Below are 20268 nucleotides of genomic sequence, written 5' to 3'. Positions count from 1 at the left end.
TCAGCGTGGATGGCGCCCCCGGCCACCGCGGCCATCTCGGTCTCTTCGGCCTCCTCGGCGCCCGTCGCGGCGGCCGCCTCCGCCGCGCTCGCCGCCCCCACGGTCGCGGCCGAGCCGCGGGTCTCGTGCCCGATGCCCGCCGGCTCCTCGCCCTTCCCGGGCGGGGCCACCTCGGAAGGCGCCTGCGGCGCGGCCTGCTGCGGCGCCGACGCGCCCTTGCGGCTCCTGCGCCCGCCCGAGGCCCTGCCGCCGGCACGCCAGGGCCGCGCCTACGAGCAGCTGATCGCCATCGAGGGCGGCCGCCCGCCCTACCAGTTCACGCTGGTCGACGGCGCCCTGCCCAACGGACTGACCCTCGGCTCCCGCGGCCTGGTCGCCGGCACGCCGGAGCAGCCGCAGGTGAGCCGGTTCGTCGTCGCCGTGCAGGACCGCGCCGGCGCCCGCCTGCGCCAGGCCTTCGATCTGCGCGTGCAGCCGCCGCCGACCGCGCGCAAGGCGCCGGCCTCCGCGCCCGCGGCCTCGATGCCGGAGCTCGGCGAGCTGACGACGCTGGACGCGCACAGCGACCTGCAGGCCCGGCGAGATCCGGTGGCGATCACCTATCTGCTGCCCAAGGCGGCGTTCGAGGCCTTGAAGGCCGCGGCCGCGGGCGGCGCGGCTTCCGACAGCGCCGCGATGCCGCCCGAGGGCGAGCTCGTCGACCCGGCGCTGGCGGCGTCCGCGCCCGCCGCCGTGGTGGCGCCGCCGGCGCCCGCCGCGTCCGCGCCCCTGCCCCCTCTGCCGGACGACCTGTCCTGGACCGAGGCGCAACAGGCGCAACTGGTGGTCGCGCTGGAGCCGATGCTGAAGCAGGAGTTCCCGGCGCGCGACCTCTTCGAGGCCGCCGTGCGGACGCGGGTCTGCCTGCATGTGTCGCGCGTGATGGTGAACGAGGCGCGCCGGCTCAAGCAGAAGGCGCCCGATGCCGAGGACTTCCTCACCCGCTGCACGGACCCCACGAAGAACCCTACCGCGCCCAGCTACGCCGCGGCCGCCGCATCGGCCGCCGCCGGGCAACTGCCGCTGGACCAGGTGCGGCCCTGGCTGCTGCCGCCGGGGCTGGAGAGCTGGCTCGCCAAGGCCGCGCGCGTCGAGCGGCCGCTGCTGCCGTCCAAGGCGCTCGACTGGTCCGGCCAGCCGGGCTGCGGCTGTGCCGCCGAGCGCGTGGACCAGCCGCTCTACGCCTTCTATCCCACCTGGATGAACGACGTGCAGCCGCAGTGGATGAACTTCAACCTGATCAACCGGCTCAGCGTCTTCGCGTTGCCGCTGAACGCGGACCTGGCGCGGCCGGACGGGTGGGCGACCTCGACGGCCCACACCGCCTTCGCGCGCACCGCGCGACGGCACGGCACCAAGCTCGACCTGGCGCTCTACGCCAACGACTGGCGATTCCTGCTCGCGCCGACCGCGGAGCAATGGACCTCGGCCCGGCAGCGCCTGGCGCGGCAGCTCGCGGTGCGCACGCGCGAGATCCTGGACACGCCGCTGCCCGGCTGGACCGAGGACGTGAAGGCCTGGATGCCGGGCTTCGCCGAGCGCCAGTATCTGGGCGACGGCGTGACGATCATGGTCGAGGACCTGCCCGCGACGCGGCCCGGCTCGACGCGCTTCGCGGAGTTCTATCCGGCCTTCGTCCGCGCGCTGGCCGAGGAGATGGGCACCCACCGCGAGCGGCAGTACGCGATCAACCTGGTGCTGACGCTGCCGATGCTCAAGGAGCATGCGGTCTTCGGCGTGCCGGCGCTGTTCGAGCTGCTGAAGACCGTGGAGCAGCCGACGGTGGCCCATGGGCGGATCGTCGCGGAGCAGTCCGACTACCAGCGCGGCAGCAATGTGGAGTTGCGCTTCCTGGTGCTGCTGCCCGAGCCGACGGCGCTGTCGAAGAAGCGGCTGCGGCAGTTCGCCGAGGACAGCCCCGCGCTGCACGGCACGGACCGCCGCGTCTTCCTGCGCAGCATCGTGCCGGTGCTGCAGTTGCCGTCGCCGGAGGCGCAGCAGTTCCAGGACGACGTGGTCTATGCGCAGGACAACTTCGGCGGGCTGGGGTTCTGGCCGGTGCCGCTCGAGGATCGCGAGGTGGACGCGGCGCGGCGCGAGGTGCTGAGCAACGCCTTCGGTCCGGGGCCGGAGCTCGACTGGAAGGCGGCGCTGTGCAACTGGATCTGTCCGAACCGCTGGGCGCTGCGGCTGCTGCTGGAGTTGCTGCTCGTGGCGGGCGCGGGGGTGTGGGTCGCGCTGCAGCTGAACTGCGAATGGCGGCGGCGCTACGGGCGCGTGGCGATGCTGGCGGGGTTGCCGCCGGCGCTGGTCGCGTTCGCGCTGTCGGGGTGCGATCCGGCGATGGCCTTCCTGCGCAACGGGACGGTGTTGCTGGGGTTGCTGGTGATCGCGCTGATCGTGTTCCTCGGCGCGGCGATGCTCAAGCGAACGGTGGAGAAGCCATGAAGCAGCACGACACGCGAAGGCGGGAAGCGGCGCAGGCCGCGACGCGGCAACCGGCCGCGAGCGAGCACGCGGGGCCGGGGGCGGACGCGCCGGCGGACAGCACGCGCATGGCCGGCCAGGCGGCGCAGCTGGAGCGCCTGCGCGGCGCCGAGCCGTCAGCGGCGGCGGCGCCGATCGCCGACCCGGGCGGTCTGCCCGCGCAGCTGCGGGCCGGCATGGAGGCGATGTCCGGCATGGACCTCGGCGATGTACTGGTCCATTACGGCTCGTCGAAGCCGGCGCAGCTCAACGCGCTTGCGTATGCGCAGGGACGGGACATCCACCTCGCGCCGGGGCAGGAGCAGCACCTGCCGCACGAGGCCTGGCATGTGGTGCAGCAGGCGCAGGGCCGCGTGAAGGCGACCACCACGATGGGCGACGACGTGCCGGTCAACGACCACGATCACCTGGAGCGCGAGGCCGACGCCATGGGGGCGAAGGCGGCGACCGGGGCGCCGGTGCAGCGCAAAGGGCGGATCGACACTGCCAGCATCGGCGACGAGCAGGAGCGCGCGAAGGTGGAGCTTGCCATCAAAGCGCTGAAGGAGGAGAAGCGCCAGCAGAAGCAAACGAGGACAGCGGCATGGGCCGGGGAAGAAACCCCGATGCTGGACGACGGAAAGCCGGATCAGCAGGCGGCGTTCGATCGGGATGACAAGTACAACGCCGACATCGAAGCGCTACGCGCGACCCACGAGCAGGCGATTGCAGCCCTTGCCAAGGAGCATGAGCTGCCGCTGATATCCGGCGCTGAGTACTACGGCACCCGGGTGGGAGACTCCAAGGTCTTCCGACGCCCGGACAACGGCAAGGAGTACGTCAAGGACCATCGAGGAACCTTCGTCCCGCGCTATATCCGTCGTGAGCGAAACGCCCGTGACAAGGTGGGAAAGACGCTGCTGGGAAAAGGGAAGACCTACCACAGACTGAAGACGGATGACGAGGTCACCCTTCCCGACGCCGCCGAACATGGCGCCCCGCAAGCAGCCGATCAAATCAGTTGGCCCCACCGTGAGTTCCTTCAACAAAGCTCGGGAGGAGGGAAAACCCCGTACGCGTTCAGTCACACCTCCACGAAGCGCCCCATCCTCAGCAACACGCATCACAGTTTTGGTGGTCAGAACCCCAAGAAGCCAGAGGAGACGCACAAGGGCGCCCATATCACCGATCTCGCCCATCTGGACACGGAAGCGATCGGAGCCCAATGGCAGTTGGACCCGGAGCATGGCCACAAGGTGCGCCTCGATACGGCCAAGCACTCGCCGCTGTCGAAGGGTGATGGCGAGGAGTTGGCGAAGGAGTCCCGCAAGGTGCAGATGAGCGGCTATCGCAACATGGAGGTCGTGACGCGGGAGATCCCCGCAGATGCCGTCATCGACCCCGGGATCGAGGGCTGGGACACGCTGGAAGGCCCGACGAGCGATTACCACACGGGTGCTCATGCGGGCACCTCGAAGCGAGGGCAGGAGTTTTCCAGGTGGCGGGATGCGAGATCCAAGGCCAATCACGAGGCGGACCTCGAGGAGAAGGCCCGCAAGGCCAAGGAGACGGAGTCGACCTCGAAGTAAGGCAGATCGGGAGGGGGCGACACCCGGGCAAAGGCCTATCATGCCGACGGCGGCCCCGGCCGCGCCCCTCCGTCGTTCCGACCCTGTTCCGGACCTTGATCCCTCGTTGGCATCCGCCACCAACGTAGACCGCATGAAATGAGACTCTCCGATCGAGTTGCCCGCATCGATCCCTTCTACGTCATGGAATGCGCCAAGCGCGCCGACGAGATCGCCCGATCGGCGGTGTGCGACCCCGCCCAGGGCGGCCGGCGCATGATCTACCTGAACATCGGCGAGCCCGACTTCGGCGCCAGCCCCGCGGTCCGCGAGGCCGCCGCCCGCTTCACCACCGCCGGCCGCATCCCCTACACCCAGGCCAACGGCCTGACGACGCTGCGCCAGCGCCTGTCCGACTGGTACCGCGACACGCAGCACCTGGACATCGCCCCGGAGCGCATCGTCATCACCGCCGGCGCCTCGGCCGCGCTGCAGCTGGCCTGCCTGGCGCTGTTCCAGGCCGGCGACGAGGTCCTGATGCCGGACCCCAGCTACCCCTGCAACCGGCACTTCGTCGCCGCCGTCGACGCGACGCCGGTGCTGATCCCGTCCACGCCCGAGCAGCGCTTCCAGCTCGACATCGGCCATCTGCGCCAGCACTGGAACGCGCGCAGCCGCGGCGTGCTGCTGGCCTCGCCCAGCAACCCGACCGGCACGTCCATCGAGCCCGAGGAGCTCGCCCGCATCCACGCCTTCGTGCGCGAGCGCGGCGGCGTCACCATCGTCGACGAGATCTACCAGTCCCTGGGCTACGACCGCCGCTTCGCGCGCAGCGCGCTGGCGTTGGGCGACGATGTGGTGTCGATCAACAGCTTCTCCAAGTACTTCGGCATGACCGGCTGGCGCCTGGGCTGGCTGGTGCTCCCCGAGGCCATGATCACGCCGGTCGAGAAGCTCGCCCAGAACCTCTACATCTGCCCGTCGACGATCGCGCAGCAAGCGGCGCTCGCCTGCTTCGAGCCGACCTCGCTCGACGAGTACGAACGCCGCCGCGAGGAGCTGCGCCGCCGCCGCGACCTGGTGGTCCCGGCGCTGGACGCGATGGGACTGCCCGTCCCGGTGATGCCGGACGGCGCCTTCTACGCCTGGGCCGACGCCTCCGGCACCGGACTGTCCAGCTGGGACCTGTGCATGGACCTGATGCAGCATGCGCAGGTCGCGCTCACGCCCGGCCGCGACTTCGGCCCGGCCTTCGGCGAGCGCTTCCTGCGCCTGTCCTTCGCCAGCGGCATGGACGACCTGCGCGAGGCCCTCGCGCGGATCCGTGTCCGTCTCGATCAACTCAAGACCCGCAGCACCGCCAGCGCCGCATGACCGCGACTTCCTCCAACGACTCCCCCGCCACCGTCCCCGCCCTGCTCGGCGGTCCGATCGCCCTCGCCGGCGCCGCGGCGGGCCTGCCCGCGTATCAGCACGAGCTGCGCGTCTACTGGGAGGACACCGATGCGGGGGGCGTCGTCTTCTACGCCAACTACCTGAAGTTCATGGAACGCGCCCGCACCGAATGGCTGCGCGCGCTGGGCTTCGAGCAGGAGACCATGCGCCGCGAGGACGGCCTGATGTTCGTCGTCAGCGACACCGCCTTGCGCTACCTCGCGCCGGCGCGGCTGGACGACTGGCTGCGCGTGAGCGTGCAGCCCACGGAGATCGGCCGCGCCAGCATGACCATCGACCAGCACGTCTTCCGCGGGGACCAGCTGCTCACGCAGGGCCGCATCCGCATCGGCTGCGTCGACGCGCTCAGCCTCAAGCCCGCCCGCATCCCGGCACGCATCCTGCAATCGCTGGAGCCGATCGTGCCGCCATCCGCACGCGCCTGACGGCGCGGACACGCTTCTTTGCAGATGCTGGCCCGCCGTTTGCCGAGGTGGCCGCCAGTCTTGTCACAATTCCACCCTTGAACGCCTGACCGCCGCTGCAGTTCCGCGACCGGACCCGGCCCCTCCGCGACCACCCTCGTCGACCCCATGAATCAAGACCTCTCCATCATCTCCCTGATCGCCCATGCCAGCCTCACGGTGCAGCTGGTGATCGCCGCGCTGCTGCTGGTGTCGCTGGCCAGCTGGAGCGTGATCTTCAGCAAGTTCATCGCGCTGGGTCGCGTCAAGGCGCGCAACGAGGGCTTCGAGCAGGAGTTCTGGTCGGGCAAGAACCTCAACGACCTCTACAGCAGCGTGTCCAACCGCCCCGACGGCGCCCCGCTGGAGCGCATCTTCGCCTCCGGGATGCGCGAGTTCCTGAAGCTGCGCGAGAAGCGCGTGGTCGATTCGGGCCAGCTGCTCGACGGTGCCCGCCGCGCGATGCGCGCCAGTTTCCAGCGGGAACTCGACGCGATGGAATCGCATCTGTCGTTCCTGGCGTCGGTGGGCTCGGTGTCCCCGTACGTGGGCCTGTTCGGCACCATCTGGGGGATCATGCACGCCTTCGTGGGCCTGTCCAACCTGACCCAGGTCACGCTGGCCACCGTGGCCCCCGGCATCGCCGAGGCGCTGGTCGCCACCGCCATCGGCCTGTTCGCCGCCATCCCTGCGGTGCTGGCCTACAACCGCTTCGCGCGCCAGATCGACCGCAACGCGATCACGCTGGAGACCTTCATCGAGGAGTTCTCCAACATCCTGCAGCGCAACGCCGGCCAGCCCGCGCCGGCCGCGCAGCGCTGATCGCGACCACCGGAGAACGACATGCCCGCGATGTCCTCCCGCGGCTCGCGCCGCCGCACGATGAACGAGATCAACATGGTCCCCTTCATCGACGTGATGCTGGTGCTGCTGATCATCTTCATGGTCAGCGCCCCGCTGATCACCACCGGCACCGTCGACCTGCCCAGCGTCGGCAGCGCCAAGGCCCAGCCGCAGCACGTGATCCAGGTGATCGTCGGCACCGACGAGCAGCTCAAGATCAAGCTGGACGGTGACCAGGACCCGTCCCCGGTCCCGCTCAAGGCGCTGGCCACCCGCGTCAAGGAAGCCCAGAACGGCGACGCGGCGACGCCCGTCGTGATCTCGGCCGACCGCAACGTCAAGTACGAGGCCGTGGTCAAGACCATGGACGTGCTGCAGCGCGCCGGCATCCAGCGCGTGGGCCTGTCGGTCAAGAACGGCGCGCCCGCCGACAACTGATCCCGAGGACCGACCCCACGCGATGAGCACGTCCTCCCGATTCCATCCCGACCGGGATCCCTTGCGTCCGCCGCCCGCTCCGGGACTGGGGCGCGGTTTCAGCCTGGCCATGGCCGCCCACGTGTTGCTGGTGGTGGCGCTGAGCTTCGGCGTGAGCTGGCGTTCCACGCCGGTGCCGGCGCTGGAGGCGGAACTCTGGTCCGCCGTGCCCAAGGCCGCCGCCCCCAAGGAGCAGTTGCCCACCGAGACCCAGCCCGAGCCCCCCAAGGAAGAGCCCAAGCCCGAGCCGCCCAAGCCGCAGCAACCGCCGCCCGAGCAGGTCCAGGCCCAGCGTGACGCGGAGATCGCGATCGCCAAAGCCAAGGAGCGCAAGCAGAAGGAAGAGCAGGCGCAGCGCGAGGCCGACGAGAAGCAGCGCAAGCTCGATCAGCTCAAGCGCGAGAAGGACGAGGCCGACAAGAAGGAACGGGACCGCAAGGCCAAGGAAGAGCAGGCCAGGAAGGACGACGCCGCCAAGGACAAGGCGGAAAAGGCCAAGCAGGACAAGGCCCGCAAGGACGCCGAGGCCAAGGCCGAAGCCCAGCGGCAGGAGAACCTGCGCCGCATCCAGGGCATGGCCGGCGCGAGCGGCGGTCCGACCTCGACGGGCACGGCGCTCAAGAGCTCCGGTCCGTCGGCCAGCTACGCGGGACGCATCAAGGCCCGCGTGCGGCCGAACATCATCTACAGCGACCCGGGTGGCGCATCGAATCCGGAAGCGGAAGTCGAAGTGCGCTCGGCGCCGGACGGCACCATCATCGCCCGTAAGATCGTCAAGCCCAGCGGCCTGCCGGACTTCGACAACGCGGTGCTGCGCGCGCTGGACAAGACCGAGAAGTTCCCGCCGGACACCGACGGCCGCGTTCCGCAGGTGATGATCATCACCTTCCGTCCCCGGGAGTGAGCGGCGGCCGGCGCAAGCCGGCCGTCTTCATGACGCACGCGAGCGATCGCGTGCGATCAGCCGCGCGGGATCAGCGGGTGCGAGACCACCAGGTCGATGCTCTCCACCCGCCCGAGCCAGCCGCGCCTCACCGCCGCGGGCAGCCAGGCGCAGAAGTCGAAGCCCGGGCCGGCGGCCATCAGCGCCCGCTCCAGGTCCAGGCCCCCGCGCAAGGCCTCGCACCAGCGCAGCGTCGCCATGTCCAGCGCGATGACGCGCCCTCGCCAGCCTTCGCGCCACACCATCAGCGCGACGCGCGGCCCCTTGCCGAAGCGTTCATCCGGCAGGGCCGCGACCTCCCGCAGCGCCACTCCCTCGCAGGGCTGGAGCACCACGCTCTCCGACAAGGTCAGCCGCAACGCCTCCTGCGGCAGGCGACCCAGCAGCGCCAGGCTGCCCAGGTCCACGCGGGACTCGGGCTGGCGCTCGGCCTGATGGAGCGCCCATTCCAGGCGCGCGATCGCGGTCCAGGCCGCGGGCAGTCCGTCCCGCTCCGCCTGGGCGAGCCGATCGATCAGCGCCTCCCCCCACTCGCCCAGGTCGGCTTGCGACGGCCCGCGCTGGCGCCAGCAGGACCAGGCCAGGGCGGCGAAGCTGCCCGCGTCCTGCGCCTCCATGCGGGCCCGCAGGCGCGGATAGATCGGCGTCAGCACGCGCTCCGACAGGACGCAGGCGCCGGACCGGTACACCCCGAGCGCCCGTGCCAGCCCGCCCCGGATGCCGGGCAAGGGGGTCAGGCCTTGCGGCGCCATCGCGGCCAGATCGCTGCCCGGCGGCGCGAGCACCGCGTCCACCAGCCGGGATTGCGCGGCGATCAGCTCGTGCCGCCCCCGCAGGGCGTCGAGGTCATTCGGCGCCATGGCGCCCCTCCGGGAAGGGACGGCGGCGGGCGGCCGCCCTCGCCTTGCGCGAGTTGGGACGAGGCGGTGGCGGCGCGATCAGGAGCCGGCCGAGGGCCGCCTGCTCGTGCCGCGCGCGGTCGACCTCGGCCACCAGACCGGCCAGCGGGGGCAGTTCTTGATCCCACTCGATCAAGGTCGGCCGAGCGCCGATGCCCGCCAACGCATGGCGGTAGAGCGTCCAGACCGGCTCGGCCACCGGGCCGGCGTGGTCGTCGACGACCAGCCCCTCCAGCCGCGTGTGACCGGCGAGGTGGAACTGCCCCACCACCGCCGCGTCGATCTCGTCGAGCCAGCCCTGGCAGGCCAGCACGGCCTCGGCCTCGGCCAGCCCGTGGTTGAGGGCGTTCACGAAGAGGTTGTTCAGGTCCAGCAGCAGGCCGCATCCGGTCCGGTCCGCCAGCGCGTTCAGAAAGGCCGGTTCGCTCAGGTGGTTCTCCTCCCAGGCGACATAGGCGGCGAGGTTCTCGATCAGCAGCTGCCGGCCCAGCACCTGCTGCACCGTGTCCACCTGCGCCGCCAGCAGCGCCAGGCCGCGCGCGCTGAACGGGATCGGGAGCTGCGCGTGCGCGTGCCTCGCCTCCTCGTGGCGCTGCACGCGGCAGAAGCTGGCGTGTTCCGACAGCACGGCCGGACGCAGCTCCTCGATCAGCGTGCGCAGCCGTCCCAGATGCAGCCAGTCGATGCCGGCCGCGGAGCCCAGTCCCAGCCCCACCCCATGCAAGCTGATCGGGTGATGGCAGGCCGCCTCCAGCAGTACCTGCCGGGCGACGCCGCCGGGCGCGAGGAAATGCTCGCTGTGGACCTCCAGGAAGTCGATCCCGTCGGCGCCCTGCGCCGTGACCTCCCGGTAGTGCGGCGGACGCCAGCCGATGCCGACGGCGACCGGCCAGAGCGCGGCACGGCGGCTCACGACGCGGCCTTCGCGCCCTGGCCGTCCGCGCGATAGCGCCATTCGTCCGGCTCCTCGCGATCGGCCCGTGTCGGGGGCCCGCACATCGGCAGGCCCGTGACGTCGACGTCGTCCAGCCCCGCCGCCAGCAGATCGTGACGCCGCTCCCAGCCCTGGCCGGTCGCCGCCGGGGTGACGTGCTCGGCTCCCGCCGACAAGGCGGCGGTCAGGGCGACGAGGAGGACGTGTCGAGTGGTCATGGGCGCTCCGGCATGCAGGCGCGGGCCCGCGGTTGGACTGGATCTGCGCCAGGCGTCCGACCCTTGTCGAGGGCCCGCCGAGCACAGGCGCCTCAGTTGCCGATCAGGCGCGGCGCGCGAGCGCCGCTGTCCTGATCCTTGACAAAGCTCAAGCCGCGGCCTGGACCCAGGCTTGCCAGCCGGTGTAGATCGCCGTGACCCACAGCAGCAGGCCGACACCGCGCAGCAGCAGCCGCTGGCGGCGCAAGCCCGCCGCGCCAGAACCGGCCATCCGCCCCCGGCCGCCGGCGGCGACCCAGGCCAGACCGCCATAGATCGCGATCTGGGTCGCCGCGGTGATCAGCGCGATCACGCCCAGTTGCAGCACCAGGCCGCCCCGCTCCGGATGCACGAACTGCGGCAGCACGGCCAGGCTGAAGAGATAGGCCTTCGGATTGAGCAGGTTGGTCAGCATCGCGCCGAAGAAGGCGGAGCGTGTCCGTCCGGCCTGGGGCGTCCCGGTGGCGGCGGTCGACGTCGGCTCGGCGCGCATCAGGCCCCAGCCGAGCCAGGCCAGGTAGAGCGCGCCGGCGACCAGCATCGCGGTGAAGGCGCCCGGCAGCGCCTTCAGCACCAGGGCCAAGCCCATCGCGCCCATCGTCAGGTGGCACAGCGCCCCGGCCACCACCCCGCCCAAGGCCGCGAGTCCGGCCCGCAGTCCGCCGGTCAGGCTGTGTCCGACCACGAAGGCCATGTCCATCCCGGGGATCAGGACGATGCCCAGCACCAGGGCGAAGTACAGGGACAGTTCGGCGGGGGTCATGGGGGTCTCCTCATCGGGCCAGGCAAGGCCACGGAGACGCAGCCTAGGGACTGCCCCTGTCAGAACAAGGCAGGAGACCGCCGCGTCGGCGTATCGGCGTATCGGCGTATCGGCGTATCGGCGTGTCGGCGTGTCGGCGTGTCGGCGTGTCGTCGGGACGTCGTGTCGGCGTGTCGTCGGGGCGTCGAGCCGCCAAGACGTCAGGTCGTCTCGTCGGCTCAGTCCAGTTGGCCGTCGCCGATGCGGATCTCGTCGGCCGTGACCGCCAGTTCCAGCGCGAGCCGCGTGGCCGCCACCAGCGTGGGCAGCGGCAGGCTGGGCGCGCCGGGATGATGGGCGGCCTGCTCGGGCAGGTAGGGGATGTGCATGAAGCCGCTGCGGACGGGCTCGCCCTGGAGCCGATGCTGCAGTCCGTAGAACAGGTGATTGCAGACGAAGGTGCCCGCCGTCTGGGACACCGAGGCCGGATAGCCCGCCGCGCGCAGCCCGGCCACGATGGCCTTGATCGGCAGTGTCGTGAAGTAGGCCGCCGGGCCGTCCGGCACCACCGGCTCGTCGACCGGCTGGGCACCGGCGTTGTCGGGGATTCGGGCGTCGTCCACATTGATGGCGACCCGCTCGAGCGACAGGTCGCAGCGCCCGCCCGCCTGCCCGATGGCCAGCGCCACCACGGGCCGGACCCGCGCCAGCGCCTCGTCCAGCTGCCGCAGCGCCTCCCCGAACACGCAGGGCAGTTGCACCGCGACGACCTTCGCGCCGCCGATCACCTCGCCGCTGAGCGCGCGCGCCAGTTCCCAGGACGGGTTGACGGATTCCCCGCCGAAGGGCTCGAAGCCGGTGAGCAGCACTTTCTTCATGGCGGCGAGTCTAGCGGCGGCCACCCCTTCACATCCCGCAACACTGCTTACCCGGATGAGCAGACTCTCACCCGTCGAAGTCATGGCCCTCCCTGTCCCCGCAGGGAGACTTCGCGCCTTTCGATTCGCGTCCTCGCCGCTCCATGCCTCAACACCTGTCCCCGGTGATCCGCCCCGCTGGTCATTCCCTCGCCCGCGCCTGCGTCGCCCTGGCCGCGGCCACGTTGATCACTGGCTGCGGTGGCGGCTCGGGTGACAGCGCGACCACCAACAACACCGCCAGTGGCGGGCCAGAGACCGGCATCGGCACGGGGACTGGAACAGGCACGATCGGCACGGGTACGGGTACGGGTACAGGCACGGGAACGGGAACGGGCGCTGGCTCCGGTACGGGTTCAGGCACGGGCACCACGCCGACGACGCCGGTCACCGTCCTGGGGATTCAACGGCTCGAGGTCGGCCAGACGCACTTGCTGCCGGACGGCTCCCGCGCCTGGGCGCCGCCGACCCCGGCCAACGCCACCGAATCGCTGCATCTGGTCGGCGGTCGCGAGGCGCTCGCCCTGGTCCGCCTGTCCGCGGCGGATGCCAGCCAGCCCGTCATCGAGGGCCGGGTCGACGGCCAGTCGCTGGGCACGATCGCGCTGAACCCGCCCGCGCAGCTCCCGCCGACCGAGGCCAACGGCCCCGTCTATGCGACCGACTTGCACAGCGCCCTGCTTCCGGCCGCGTGGCTGCGGCCCGGGCTGACGCTCCGGGTGAAAGCCGCGAACTACGGGGCCGGCGACGCGCGCCCGGTCGAGGTCGGGGCCGACATGCCGTTCACGCTGCGCGTGCTCCCCTTCTATCTGTTCGGCGCCAACGAGACCAACACCGGCCGGCCGCTGTCGGTCACCGCCGCGCCGCCGACCGACGCGGTCGCGGAGCTGCTCGCCAAATGGCCGGTCGCCAAGCTGGACGCGGTCAAGCACCCGGCCCGCGCCGCGATGTGGCCGACCCTGGTGATCGGTCCGCGCGGCGACGCCGCCGGCCAGGCGCAGCCCGCCTATGTGGCGCGCTCGTCCAGCGACTACAAGGACGGTTTCGCCGGACTGGCCGGGGTGCTCGGCGTGCTGGGCGCGCTGCGCAACGCCAACGGCGAGGGCCCGATGGCGGTCCAGTACTACGCGCCCCTGCTGGCGCTGGACTCGGCCGGCAAGTACCACGGTCCCGGCGGGGGCCTGGGCGGCGGCAGCGTCGGCGCGGGGGACGAGGGCTATACCGGCATCTTCGTCCACGAGCAGGGACACGCCTTCGGTCTGCCCCACGTGGGCGAGGCCTTCGACGCCGGCCGCTACCCCTATGCCTGGGGCAGCCTGAACGGCTCGGCCTGGGGCGTCGACACCGGCCGCAAGACGCTGCTCGCCCCCTTCGTGCCGACCACGGCCTCCTCCTACGCGAACTGCAAGTCCGCCACCTATGGCGGCAAGCCCCGCACCCTGGACGCCCAAGGCCGCTGCGTGAAGCAGGACCCGATGCAGAGCGGCGCCGGCGATCAGGCGGCCGGCTTCCGTTACGCCACCTTCTCCGACTTCAGCACCGCGGTCATGCAGCGCTACCTGGAGGGCTCGACCACCGTGGACAGCAAGGGCAACCACGTGCCGGGCGGGCGGATCGTCGCGGACGCGGCCTTCGCCAGCGGCTTCAAGCAGTGGGACACCCTCGACAAGCGCTGGATCGAGGCCCCGACCGGAACGACCTCCGGCGGACTGTGGGGCCTGGACCGCGGTCTGGCCCTGCAGCGCGACGTCCCGGTCCATGCGATCGTGTTGACGCTCAGCAACGCGGACCCCGGCAACGTCTCGGGCGTCACCCAGATCTATCCCCCGCTGAGCTTCACCGGCAACCTGCCGCGCGGCATCGACCCGAGCGCCGCCGCCGACCGCGCGAGCATCGTCCCCGACACCTCGACGAACTACTGGTTCTGCCGCAACGGCGGCTGCGACTTCACCCTGCGGCTGACCTACGCCGACGGCACCGTGCGACATCGCCTCCTGCAGGGCGGATTCCGCCCGTTCAATCAGGCACGCGGCACGCCGGCGGCGACGGCCTCGGACCCGCTCAACGGCGACAGCTTCCGCCTCTTCGCGATCCAGGTGCCCGGCGACAAGGCGCTGACCAGGATCGAGCTGCTGGACACGCCGATGGCCTGGGAAGGCCTGCCGGCCAGCCCCCGCGTGCTGGCGTCGCGCGTGCTCTGAGGGCCGGCTTCCGGCGACACGGCGGGGCGGACCGGGACCCGTGTCCAGGTCTTGCCCCCCCGCCCTCGGGAGGGCTCTGCGGATTCAATCGGGAACGCCACCTGCTTATCCGGGTAGTTGCACCCTCACAAACGGGTTACCCTCCCGGCTTGAATCTGTCAGAGAACGCCCCCCCTGCGGAGACCGCCTACATGTCCGACCCGTCCGCGCCGCTCCAATGGCCGTACGCCCAGCCCGGCCTCACCCCGGCCGAGCAGCCGCCCTTGTTCGAGTGGCCGACCCCGCCCTTCGCCGCCTATCCCCAACCCAAGCCGCAGCGCGAGCCGCTCGCCTGCGAGATCCTCGGCCTGAATGGCAGCCGCGCCGTCGGCAAGGTGATCCTGATGGTGCCGGGCGAGCGCCTGGCCCAGGTGGTGGTCCCGCCGGCGCGCAACGCGATGCCGCTGAAGTTCTCGCAGTTCAAGGCGCTCAAGCTGCTGCACGCGATCGAGGTCCCGCCCCAGGATCCGGAACAGGTCGGCGACCCGCTGACCCTGGACCAGCGCCCGCGCAGCGAGTTCCGGCTCGTCTACCAGGGCGGCGAGGAACAGAAGGGCACGACCATCGGCCACCACGAGAGCGATCTCGGCCTGTTCCTCTTCCCGCCGGTGAGCGACACCAGCGACTGGGTGCGCTGCATGTTCGTGCCGCGCGAGGTGCTGGCCAGCTTCGAGGTCGGCGAGCGCATCGGCGACCTGCTGGTGCGCGAGGAAGTGGCGACGTCGGAACAGGTCCAGGACGCCGTCAACGAGCAGCGCCAGCTGCGCGATCGCCGCGTCGGCGACATCCTGGTGGCCCAGCAGATCGTCAGCGCCGAGCAGCTGATGCTCGCCATCGAGCAGCAGGCCAAGATGCCCATGGTGCGCATCGGCGAGGCGCTGCTGGCGCTGGAGCTGGTCACCCAGGCGCAGCTGGACGAGGCGCTCGAGCAGCAGAAGCAGGATCGCTCCGTGCCGCTGGGGGAGCTGCTGGTGCGCAAGGGCATCGTGACCCGCGCGCAGCTGCAGTCCGCGCTCGCCCGCAAGATGGGCTACCCGCTGGTCGACGCGGACAACTTCGCGATCGAGCCGGACGCGGTGCGCAAGCTGCCCTTCTCCGTCGCGCGGCGACTGGAGGTGCTGCCGCTGGTGCTGCGCGAGGGCAAGCTCATCGTCGCGATGGAGGACCCCACGCGGCGCGACTGCATCGACGAGGTCGAGTTCATCACCCAGCTCAAGGTCGTGCCGGCGCTGGCGCGGCTCGGATCGCTGCAGTTCGCGATCCCGACCGCCTACGAGCGCTTCGGCGGTCAGCCGATCGCCAGCCGCGAGTCCGGCCTCCCCGCCCTGACCATGGACTTCGAGCTCGACAGCTCGGACAAGCTGATCGAGACCCTGGAGCGCGAGGGCCAGGAGCAGCAGGCCCGCGAGGTCGCGCGCGAGGAAGAACGGCCCATCGAGCAGAGCGACAACTCGCTGGTGCGGCTGATCAACAGCATGATCATCGACGCGCACAACCAGAACGCGTCGGACATCCACATCGAGACCCATCCGGGCAAGGACAAGCTCAAGATCCGCTTCCGCAAGGACGGGGTCATGCAACCCCACCTGGAGCTGCCGCACACGTATCGCAGCGCGATGATCGCGCGCATCAAGATCATGTGCGACCTGGACATCTCCGAGCGCCGCAAGCCGCAGGACGGGAAGATCAACTTCGCGCGCTTCTCGCCGCAGCACCAGCTGGAGCTGCGGGTCGCGACGATCCCGACCAACAACGGCCTGGAGGACGTGGTGATGCGGCTGCTGGCGTCGGCCAAGCCCATCCCCATGGAGAAGCTGGGGTTCTCCCCGTCCAACCTCAGGCAGTTGAAGGAAGCCGCGTCGCGGCCCTACGGCATGGTGCTGTGCGTCGGCCCGACAGGCTCGGGCAAGACGACGACGCTGCACTCGGTGCTGTCCCACATCAACACGCCCGACCGCAAGATCTGGACGGCCGAGGATCCGGTCGAAATCACCCAGTCCGGGCTGCGGCAGGTCCAGGTCAACCCCAAGATCGACTGGACCTTCGCCAAGGCCCTGCGCGCCTTCCTGCGGGCCGACCCGGACGTGATCATGGTCGGCGAGATCCGCGACGAGGAAACCGCCGAGATCGCGGTCGAGGCCTCGCTGACCGGCCACCTGGTGCTGTCCACGCTGCACACCAACAGCGCGCCGGAAACGGTCACGCGTCTGCTGGACATGGGGATGGACCCGTTCAACTTCGCGGACTCGCTGCTGGCGGTGCTCGCGCAGCGGCTGGTGCGGCGGATCTGCCCGGCCTGCCGGAAGTCGGAACCCATGCCGGAGGCCACGCTCAACGAGCTGCTCGACGACTACCTGCACGTGTTCAAGCCGGAGCACCGGCCTGAACGGGACGCGGTGCTCGCGGAATGGAAGGGCCAGTTCGGCCAGCCCAACCTCCTCCACTATCACAGCCCCGGCTGCGAGAAATGCGACAACACCGGGTTCAAGGGCCGCGCCGGCGTGCACGAGCTGCTGGTGGTCAGCCGCACCTTGCGTCGCCTCATCCAGACCGGGTCACGGGCGGAGGAACTCATGCATCAGGCCCTGTCCGAAGGCATGCGCACGCTGCGTCAGGACGGCATCACCAAAGTCCTCCAAGGCGTCACCACGCTCGGCGAGGTTCGGGCCACCAGCAACCAGTAGCCGCTGTTCGCCACAGCCCGCCGGGATTTCGCCCCGGCGGGCGACTCCCTTTGTCAGCCGACAAAGGAAGCAAAACGGCTCTGACGACGCTCATATGCGCTCGCTGGCCGGCAGTCGTCGCTCGTCACTCCGCTCCGAGACTCCTCCGACGATGCCCTCACCCCACGCCACCCTGCTGCCAACTGGCCAGCCTCTCTCTACACGCTCGCTCGCGTCCGCTCGACTCGCCCACCGCTCAACGCGCGTCGCCATCTGATCCGGACGCTCGCCCCCTCCCGGGGGACTTCGCCCACACGAGCCCGACCACCATCGATCACAGGAATCAGGCGCTAGCCAAAGCCAGGATCGGCGCCGCCATCCGTGCAGCCGCGCCACGATGGGCCGTCGCGAAATCGGCAGCGGCACGCGCCATCGCGCTTCGATCCGCCGGCCGCGTGAGCAAGGCGAGCGCCTCGTGGACCGCCGTCGGCAACGCGTCCACGCGCTTGGATGCGCCCGCGGCCAGCGACAGCTCCGCCGCCTCGGCGAAATTGAAGGTGTGCGGTCCCATGAAGAGCGGCACGCCGCAGGCGGCCGCCTCGATCAGGTTCTGGCCGCCCAGCGGCTCGAAGGAGCCGCCCAGCAGCGCGACGTCGGCCAAGCCGTAATACAGCGCCATCTCGCGCATCGAGTCGCCCAGCCACACATCCGCCACCCGCGCGCTCAGCGGCGGCACGGCGTGCTCGTGGCTGCCGAAAGCGCTGCGGCGCGCCAGCGTCAGCCCGGTCTCGCTGACCATCGAGGCGATCTCGTCGAAACGCTGCGGATGCCGCGGCACGATCAGCAGCAGCGGCGAGCCCGCGGCCCGGCGCTGCGCCTCGGCCGCCTTCCAGGCGGCCAGCATCGCGGCCTCCTCGCCCTCGCGGGAGACCGCCAGCATCAGCACCGGACGGTCCAGGTCGGCGCGCCAGGCGCGGCCCCGCGCGAGCAGGACCTCGTCAGGCTGCAGGTCGAACTTGAGATTGCCGCACACGCGCACGTCCGGCACGCCGGCTTGCCGCAGGCGGTCGGCATCCTCGCCCGACTGCGCGAGCGCGAGACGCAAGGTCCGCGCCGCCGGAGCGAGCAAGGCCTTGAACTTCTCCCCGCGGCGCAGGCTGCGCGCCGACAGACGCGCGTTGGCGAGCACCATCGGCACGCCGGCCTTGAGCGACTCGTGCTGCACGTTCGGCCAGATCTCCGTCTCCATCAGCACGCCCACGGCGGGCTTCGTGCGGCGCAGGAAGCGGCGCACCGCGCCCGGGGTGTCGAAGGGCAGCCAGCGCTGCTCGTCACCCTCGCGCAGCAAGGCGCGGCCGGCCTCGCGACCGGTCGCCGTCGTGTGCGTGAGCAGCAGCCGCATCCCCGGCCGATCGCGTCGCAGCTGATCGATCAGCGCGACGGCGGCCCGGGTCTCTCCCAGCGAGACCGCGTGCACCCAGACCGCCCCCGGCGCGATCGCCGGGCCGAAGCCGAAGCGCTCGCCGAGGTGAGCCTGATAGAGCGGCTCCACCCGGCCGCGCAGGAACAGCCGCAGCAGATAGGCCGGCGTTCCCAGCCGCAGCACGGTGCTGAAGAAGCCCCGGGCGAAGCGCTCCTGGAACGAATCGGACGGCGGGGGCCAGGCACCCGCCGTCACCGGCACCGCCGGCGCGACCACCCGGCCCGTCCCCGAATCCGGCGCGCCGGACCGACCGGACCCGGCGGCGCCGTCCGGGCGGGCCTCACCGCCCGGCGTGGCCATCAATGGCCCGAGGTGAAGGTGATGTCCGGCTTGACGCGCTTGAGCTGCGCCAGCACTTCCTTCTGGATGCGCTCCAGCGCTTCCTGGGTGTGGCCCTCGAAGCGCAGCACCAGCACCGGCGTCGTGTTGGACGCGCGCACCAGGCCGAAGCCGTCGTCGTACTCGACGCGCAGGCCGTCGATCGTGACGATGTCCTTGGCGTTCGGGAACTCGGCGATCTCCTTGAGCTTGGCCACCACCTCGTGGTGCTCGCCTTCCTTGCAGGGGACGTTCAGCTCAGGCGTGTTGACGCTGTTGGGCAGGTCGTTCAGGACCTGGCTCGGGTCGGCGCTGCGCGACAGGATCTCCAGCATGCGGGCGGCGGTGTACATCGCGTCGTCGAAGCCGTACCAGCGCTCGGCGAAGAAGATGTGGCCCGACAGCTCGCCGGCCAGCGGCGCGCCGGTCTCCTTCAGCTTGGCCTTGGCCAGCGAGTGGCCCGTCATCCACATCAGCGGCTTGCCGCCGTGCTCCTCGATCCACGGACCCAGGCGCTGCGAGCACTTGACGTCGAAGATGATCTCGGCGCCCGGGTTGCGGGTCAGCACGTCGGCGGCCAGCAGCATGATCTGGCGGTCCGGCATGATCATCGTGCCGTCCTTGGTGACGATGCCCAGGCGGTCGCCGTCGCCGTCGAAGGCCAGGCCCAGCTCGGCATCCGTGGCGTGCACGATGCGCTTGAGGTCCTCGAGGTTCTCGGGACGCGAGGGATCCGGATGGTGGTTGGGGAAGTCGCCGTCCACCTTGGAGAAGATGTCCACCACCTCGCAGCCCAGGGCGCGCAGGATGGCCGGGGCGGTGGCGCCCGGGATGCCGTTGCCGCTGTCGACCACGATCTTCATCGGGCGGGCCAGCTTGGCGTCGGTGACGATGCGGTGGGTGTACTCGGCCACCACGTCCATCGAGGCGACACGACCTTCACCGGCGACGTAGTCCTCGGCCTCGATGCGGCGCTTCAGTTCCTGGATCTGCTCGCCGTAGACGGCGGCGCCCTTCAGGACCATTTTGAAGCCGTTGTAGTCCTTGGGGTTGTGGCTGCCCGTGACCTGGATGCCGGAGTTGCAGCCATGCTTGCCGCGCGTGGCGGCGACGTAATACAGCATCGGGGTCGTGACGGCGCCGATGTCCACCACGTCCAGGCCGGTCGACTTCAGACCACGGATCAGCGCATCCACCAGCGAGGGGCCCGACAGGCGGCCGTCGCGGCCGACGGCCACGGCCTTCTCGCCCGCCTTGACGGCTTCCGTGCCGAAGGCCTTGCCGAGGTGCTCGGCCAGCGCCTCGTCCAGCGTCGTGCCGACGACACCGCGGATGTCGTAGGCCTTGAAGATGGATGCGTGAACTTGCATGTGCTTCCCTGTAGGAATTGGAGTGAATCGGGACGATCCGGCCCGGCGGCGACCCGGCGGGCTCGAAAAACTGGGCGGATTGTAGGCAGGGCTCGTGAGGTGCCCGTGTAACCCGGTGCACGGGGGCAAATGTCGGACCAGGGCGCCGCCCCCCGGGCCGGACCGCAAGCGCTCGCCGCCTCGTCGCCACGCGATCCGCCGGCCTCGCGCG

16 protein-coding genes are annotated in these 20268 nt (G+C 70.9%); 9 read left to right on the top strand and 7 right to left on the bottom strand.

Annotated features, from left to right (window positions below; genetic code table 11):
• Positions 1 to 132: 132 nt before the first annotated feature.
• The 7 genes from MCHT01_RS18945 (at position 133) to tolA (ending at position 8195) form a co-directional block, all read left to right on the top strand.
• On the top strand, positions 133 to 2487 hold the full coding sequence (locus MCHT01_RS18945; protein WP_148661608.1) for an Ig domain-containing protein: 2355 nt from the start codon (positions 133 to 135) through the stop codon (positions 2485 to 2487).
• Positions 2484 to 4094: an eCIS core domain-containing protein gene (locus MCHT01_RS18940; protein WP_067067338.1), complete on the top strand. Its 1611-nt coding sequence runs from the start codon at positions 2484 to 2486 to the stop codon at positions 4092 to 4094. Before MCHT01_RS18945 ends, MCHT01_RS18940 begins: the two co-directional genes overlap by 4 nt.
• A gap of 138 nt (positions 4095 to 4232) precedes the next feature.
• Positions 4233 to 5447, top strand: a complete 1215-nt coding sequence (locus tag MCHT01_RS18935) for a pyridoxal phosphate-dependent aminotransferase (RefSeq protein WP_067067336.1) — start codon at positions 4233 to 4235, stop codon at positions 5445 to 5447.
• 83 nt (positions 5448 to 5530) lie between these two features.
• Complete coding sequence (ybgC, locus tag MCHT01_RS18930) at positions 5531 to 5953, top strand: tol-pal system-associated acyl-CoA thioesterase (protein WP_439956176.1); 423 nt, start codon at positions 5531 to 5533, stop codon at positions 5951 to 5953.
• A gap of 147 nt (positions 5954 to 6100) precedes the next feature.
• Positions 6101 to 6793: a protein TolQ gene (gene tolQ, locus MCHT01_RS18925; RefSeq protein WP_067067334.1), complete on the top strand. Its 693-nt coding sequence runs from the start codon at positions 6101 to 6103 to the stop codon at positions 6791 to 6793.
• Between the two features lie 21 nt (positions 6794 to 6814).
• Positions 6815 to 7252: a protein TolR gene (gene tolR / locus MCHT01_RS18920; protein WP_067067333.1), complete on the top strand. Its 438-nt coding sequence runs from the start codon at positions 6815 to 6817 to the stop codon at positions 7250 to 7252.
• A 22-nt stretch (positions 7253 to 7274) separates the two neighbouring features.
• Entirely contained in the window at positions 7275 to 8195 is a 921-nt protein-coding gene (tolA, locus tag MCHT01_RS18915; protein WP_067067331.1) for a cell envelope integrity protein TolA, read from the top strand.
• Between the two features lie 56 nt (positions 8196 to 8251).
• On the opposite strand, the gene MCHT01_RS18910 is transcribed toward tolA, so the two are convergent.
• The 5 genes from MCHT01_RS18910 to pcp all read right to left on the bottom strand — a co-directional run bounded on the left by MCHT01_RS18910 (position 8252) and on the right by pcp (position 11944).
• Entirely contained in the window at positions 8252 to 9094 is an 843-nt protein-coding gene (locus MCHT01_RS18910; RefSeq protein ID WP_067067329.1) for a hypothetical protein, read from the bottom strand.
• Positions 9081 to 10046 carry an MbnB/TglH/ChrH family RiPP precursor modification enzyme gene (locus MCHT01_RS18905; RefSeq protein ID WP_245643418.1) on the bottom strand — a complete coding sequence of 322 codons (966 nt, stop codon included), beginning with the start codon at positions 10044 to 10046 and terminating at the stop codon, positions 9081 to 9083. Before MCHT01_RS18905 ends, MCHT01_RS18910 begins: the two co-directional genes overlap by 14 nt.
• Entirely contained in the window at positions 10043 to 10285 is a 243-nt protein-coding gene (locus tag MCHT01_RS18900) for a hypothetical protein (protein ID WP_067067327.1), read from the bottom strand. Before MCHT01_RS18900 ends, MCHT01_RS18905 begins: the two co-directional genes overlap by 4 nt.
• Before the next feature lie 148 nt (positions 10286 to 10433).
• The gene (locus MCHT01_RS18895) at positions 10434 to 11087 is read right to left on the bottom strand and encodes a LysE family translocator (RefSeq protein ID WP_067067325.1); all 654 of its coding nucleotides are present in this window, start codon (positions 11085 to 11087) and stop codon (positions 10434 to 10436) included.
• 218 nt (positions 11088 to 11305) lie between these two features.
• Positions 11306 to 11944, bottom strand: coding sequence for a pyroglutamyl-peptidase I (gene pcp, locus MCHT01_RS18890; protein WP_067067323.1), 639 nt, complete (start codon positions 11942 to 11944; stop codon positions 11306 to 11308).
• Positions 11945 to 12087: 143 nt separating this feature from the next.
• On the opposite strand from pcp, the gene MCHT01_RS18885 reads away from it, so the two are divergent.
• Positions 12088 to 14184, top strand: a complete 2097-nt coding sequence (locus tag MCHT01_RS18885; protein ID WP_169806162.1) for a M66 family metalloprotease — start codon at positions 12088 to 12090, stop codon at positions 14182 to 14184.
• 191 nt (positions 14185 to 14375) lie between these two features.
• Complete coding sequence (locus MCHT01_RS18880) at positions 14376 to 16907, top strand: GspE/PulE family protein (protein WP_084452975.1); 2532 nt, start codon at positions 14376 to 14378, stop codon at positions 16905 to 16907.
• A gap of 322 nt (positions 16908 to 17229) precedes the next feature.
• Here the strand turns inward: MCHT01_RS18880 and MCHT01_RS18875 are convergent, their stop codons facing one another.
• Together MCHT01_RS18875 and MCHT01_RS18870 are read right to left on the bottom strand one after the other, a co-directional pair.
• On the bottom strand, positions 17230 to 18669 hold the full coding sequence (locus MCHT01_RS18875; RefSeq protein WP_084452973.1) for a 3-deoxy-D-manno-octulosonic acid transferase: 1440 nt from the start codon (positions 18667 to 18669) through the stop codon (positions 17230 to 17232).
• On the bottom strand, positions 18669 to 20057 hold the full coding sequence (locus MCHT01_RS18870) for a phosphomannomutase/phosphoglucomutase (protein ID WP_067067319.1): 1389 nt from the start codon (positions 20055 to 20057) through the stop codon (positions 18669 to 18671). Before MCHT01_RS18870 ends, MCHT01_RS18875 begins: the two co-directional genes overlap by 1 nt.
• Between the last annotated feature and the right edge of the window lie 211 nt (positions 20058 to 20268).

Source organism: Mitsuaria chitosanitabida ATCC BAA-476 = NBRC 102408, assembly GCF_001598255.1.
Taxonomy (GTDB): domain Bacteria; phylum Pseudomonadota; class Gammaproteobacteria; order Burkholderiales; family Burkholderiaceae_C; genus Roseateles; species Roseateles chitosanitabidus.
Note: the sequence above shows the minus strand (reverse complement) of the source record. Positions and strands in the feature narration are given on the sequence as shown.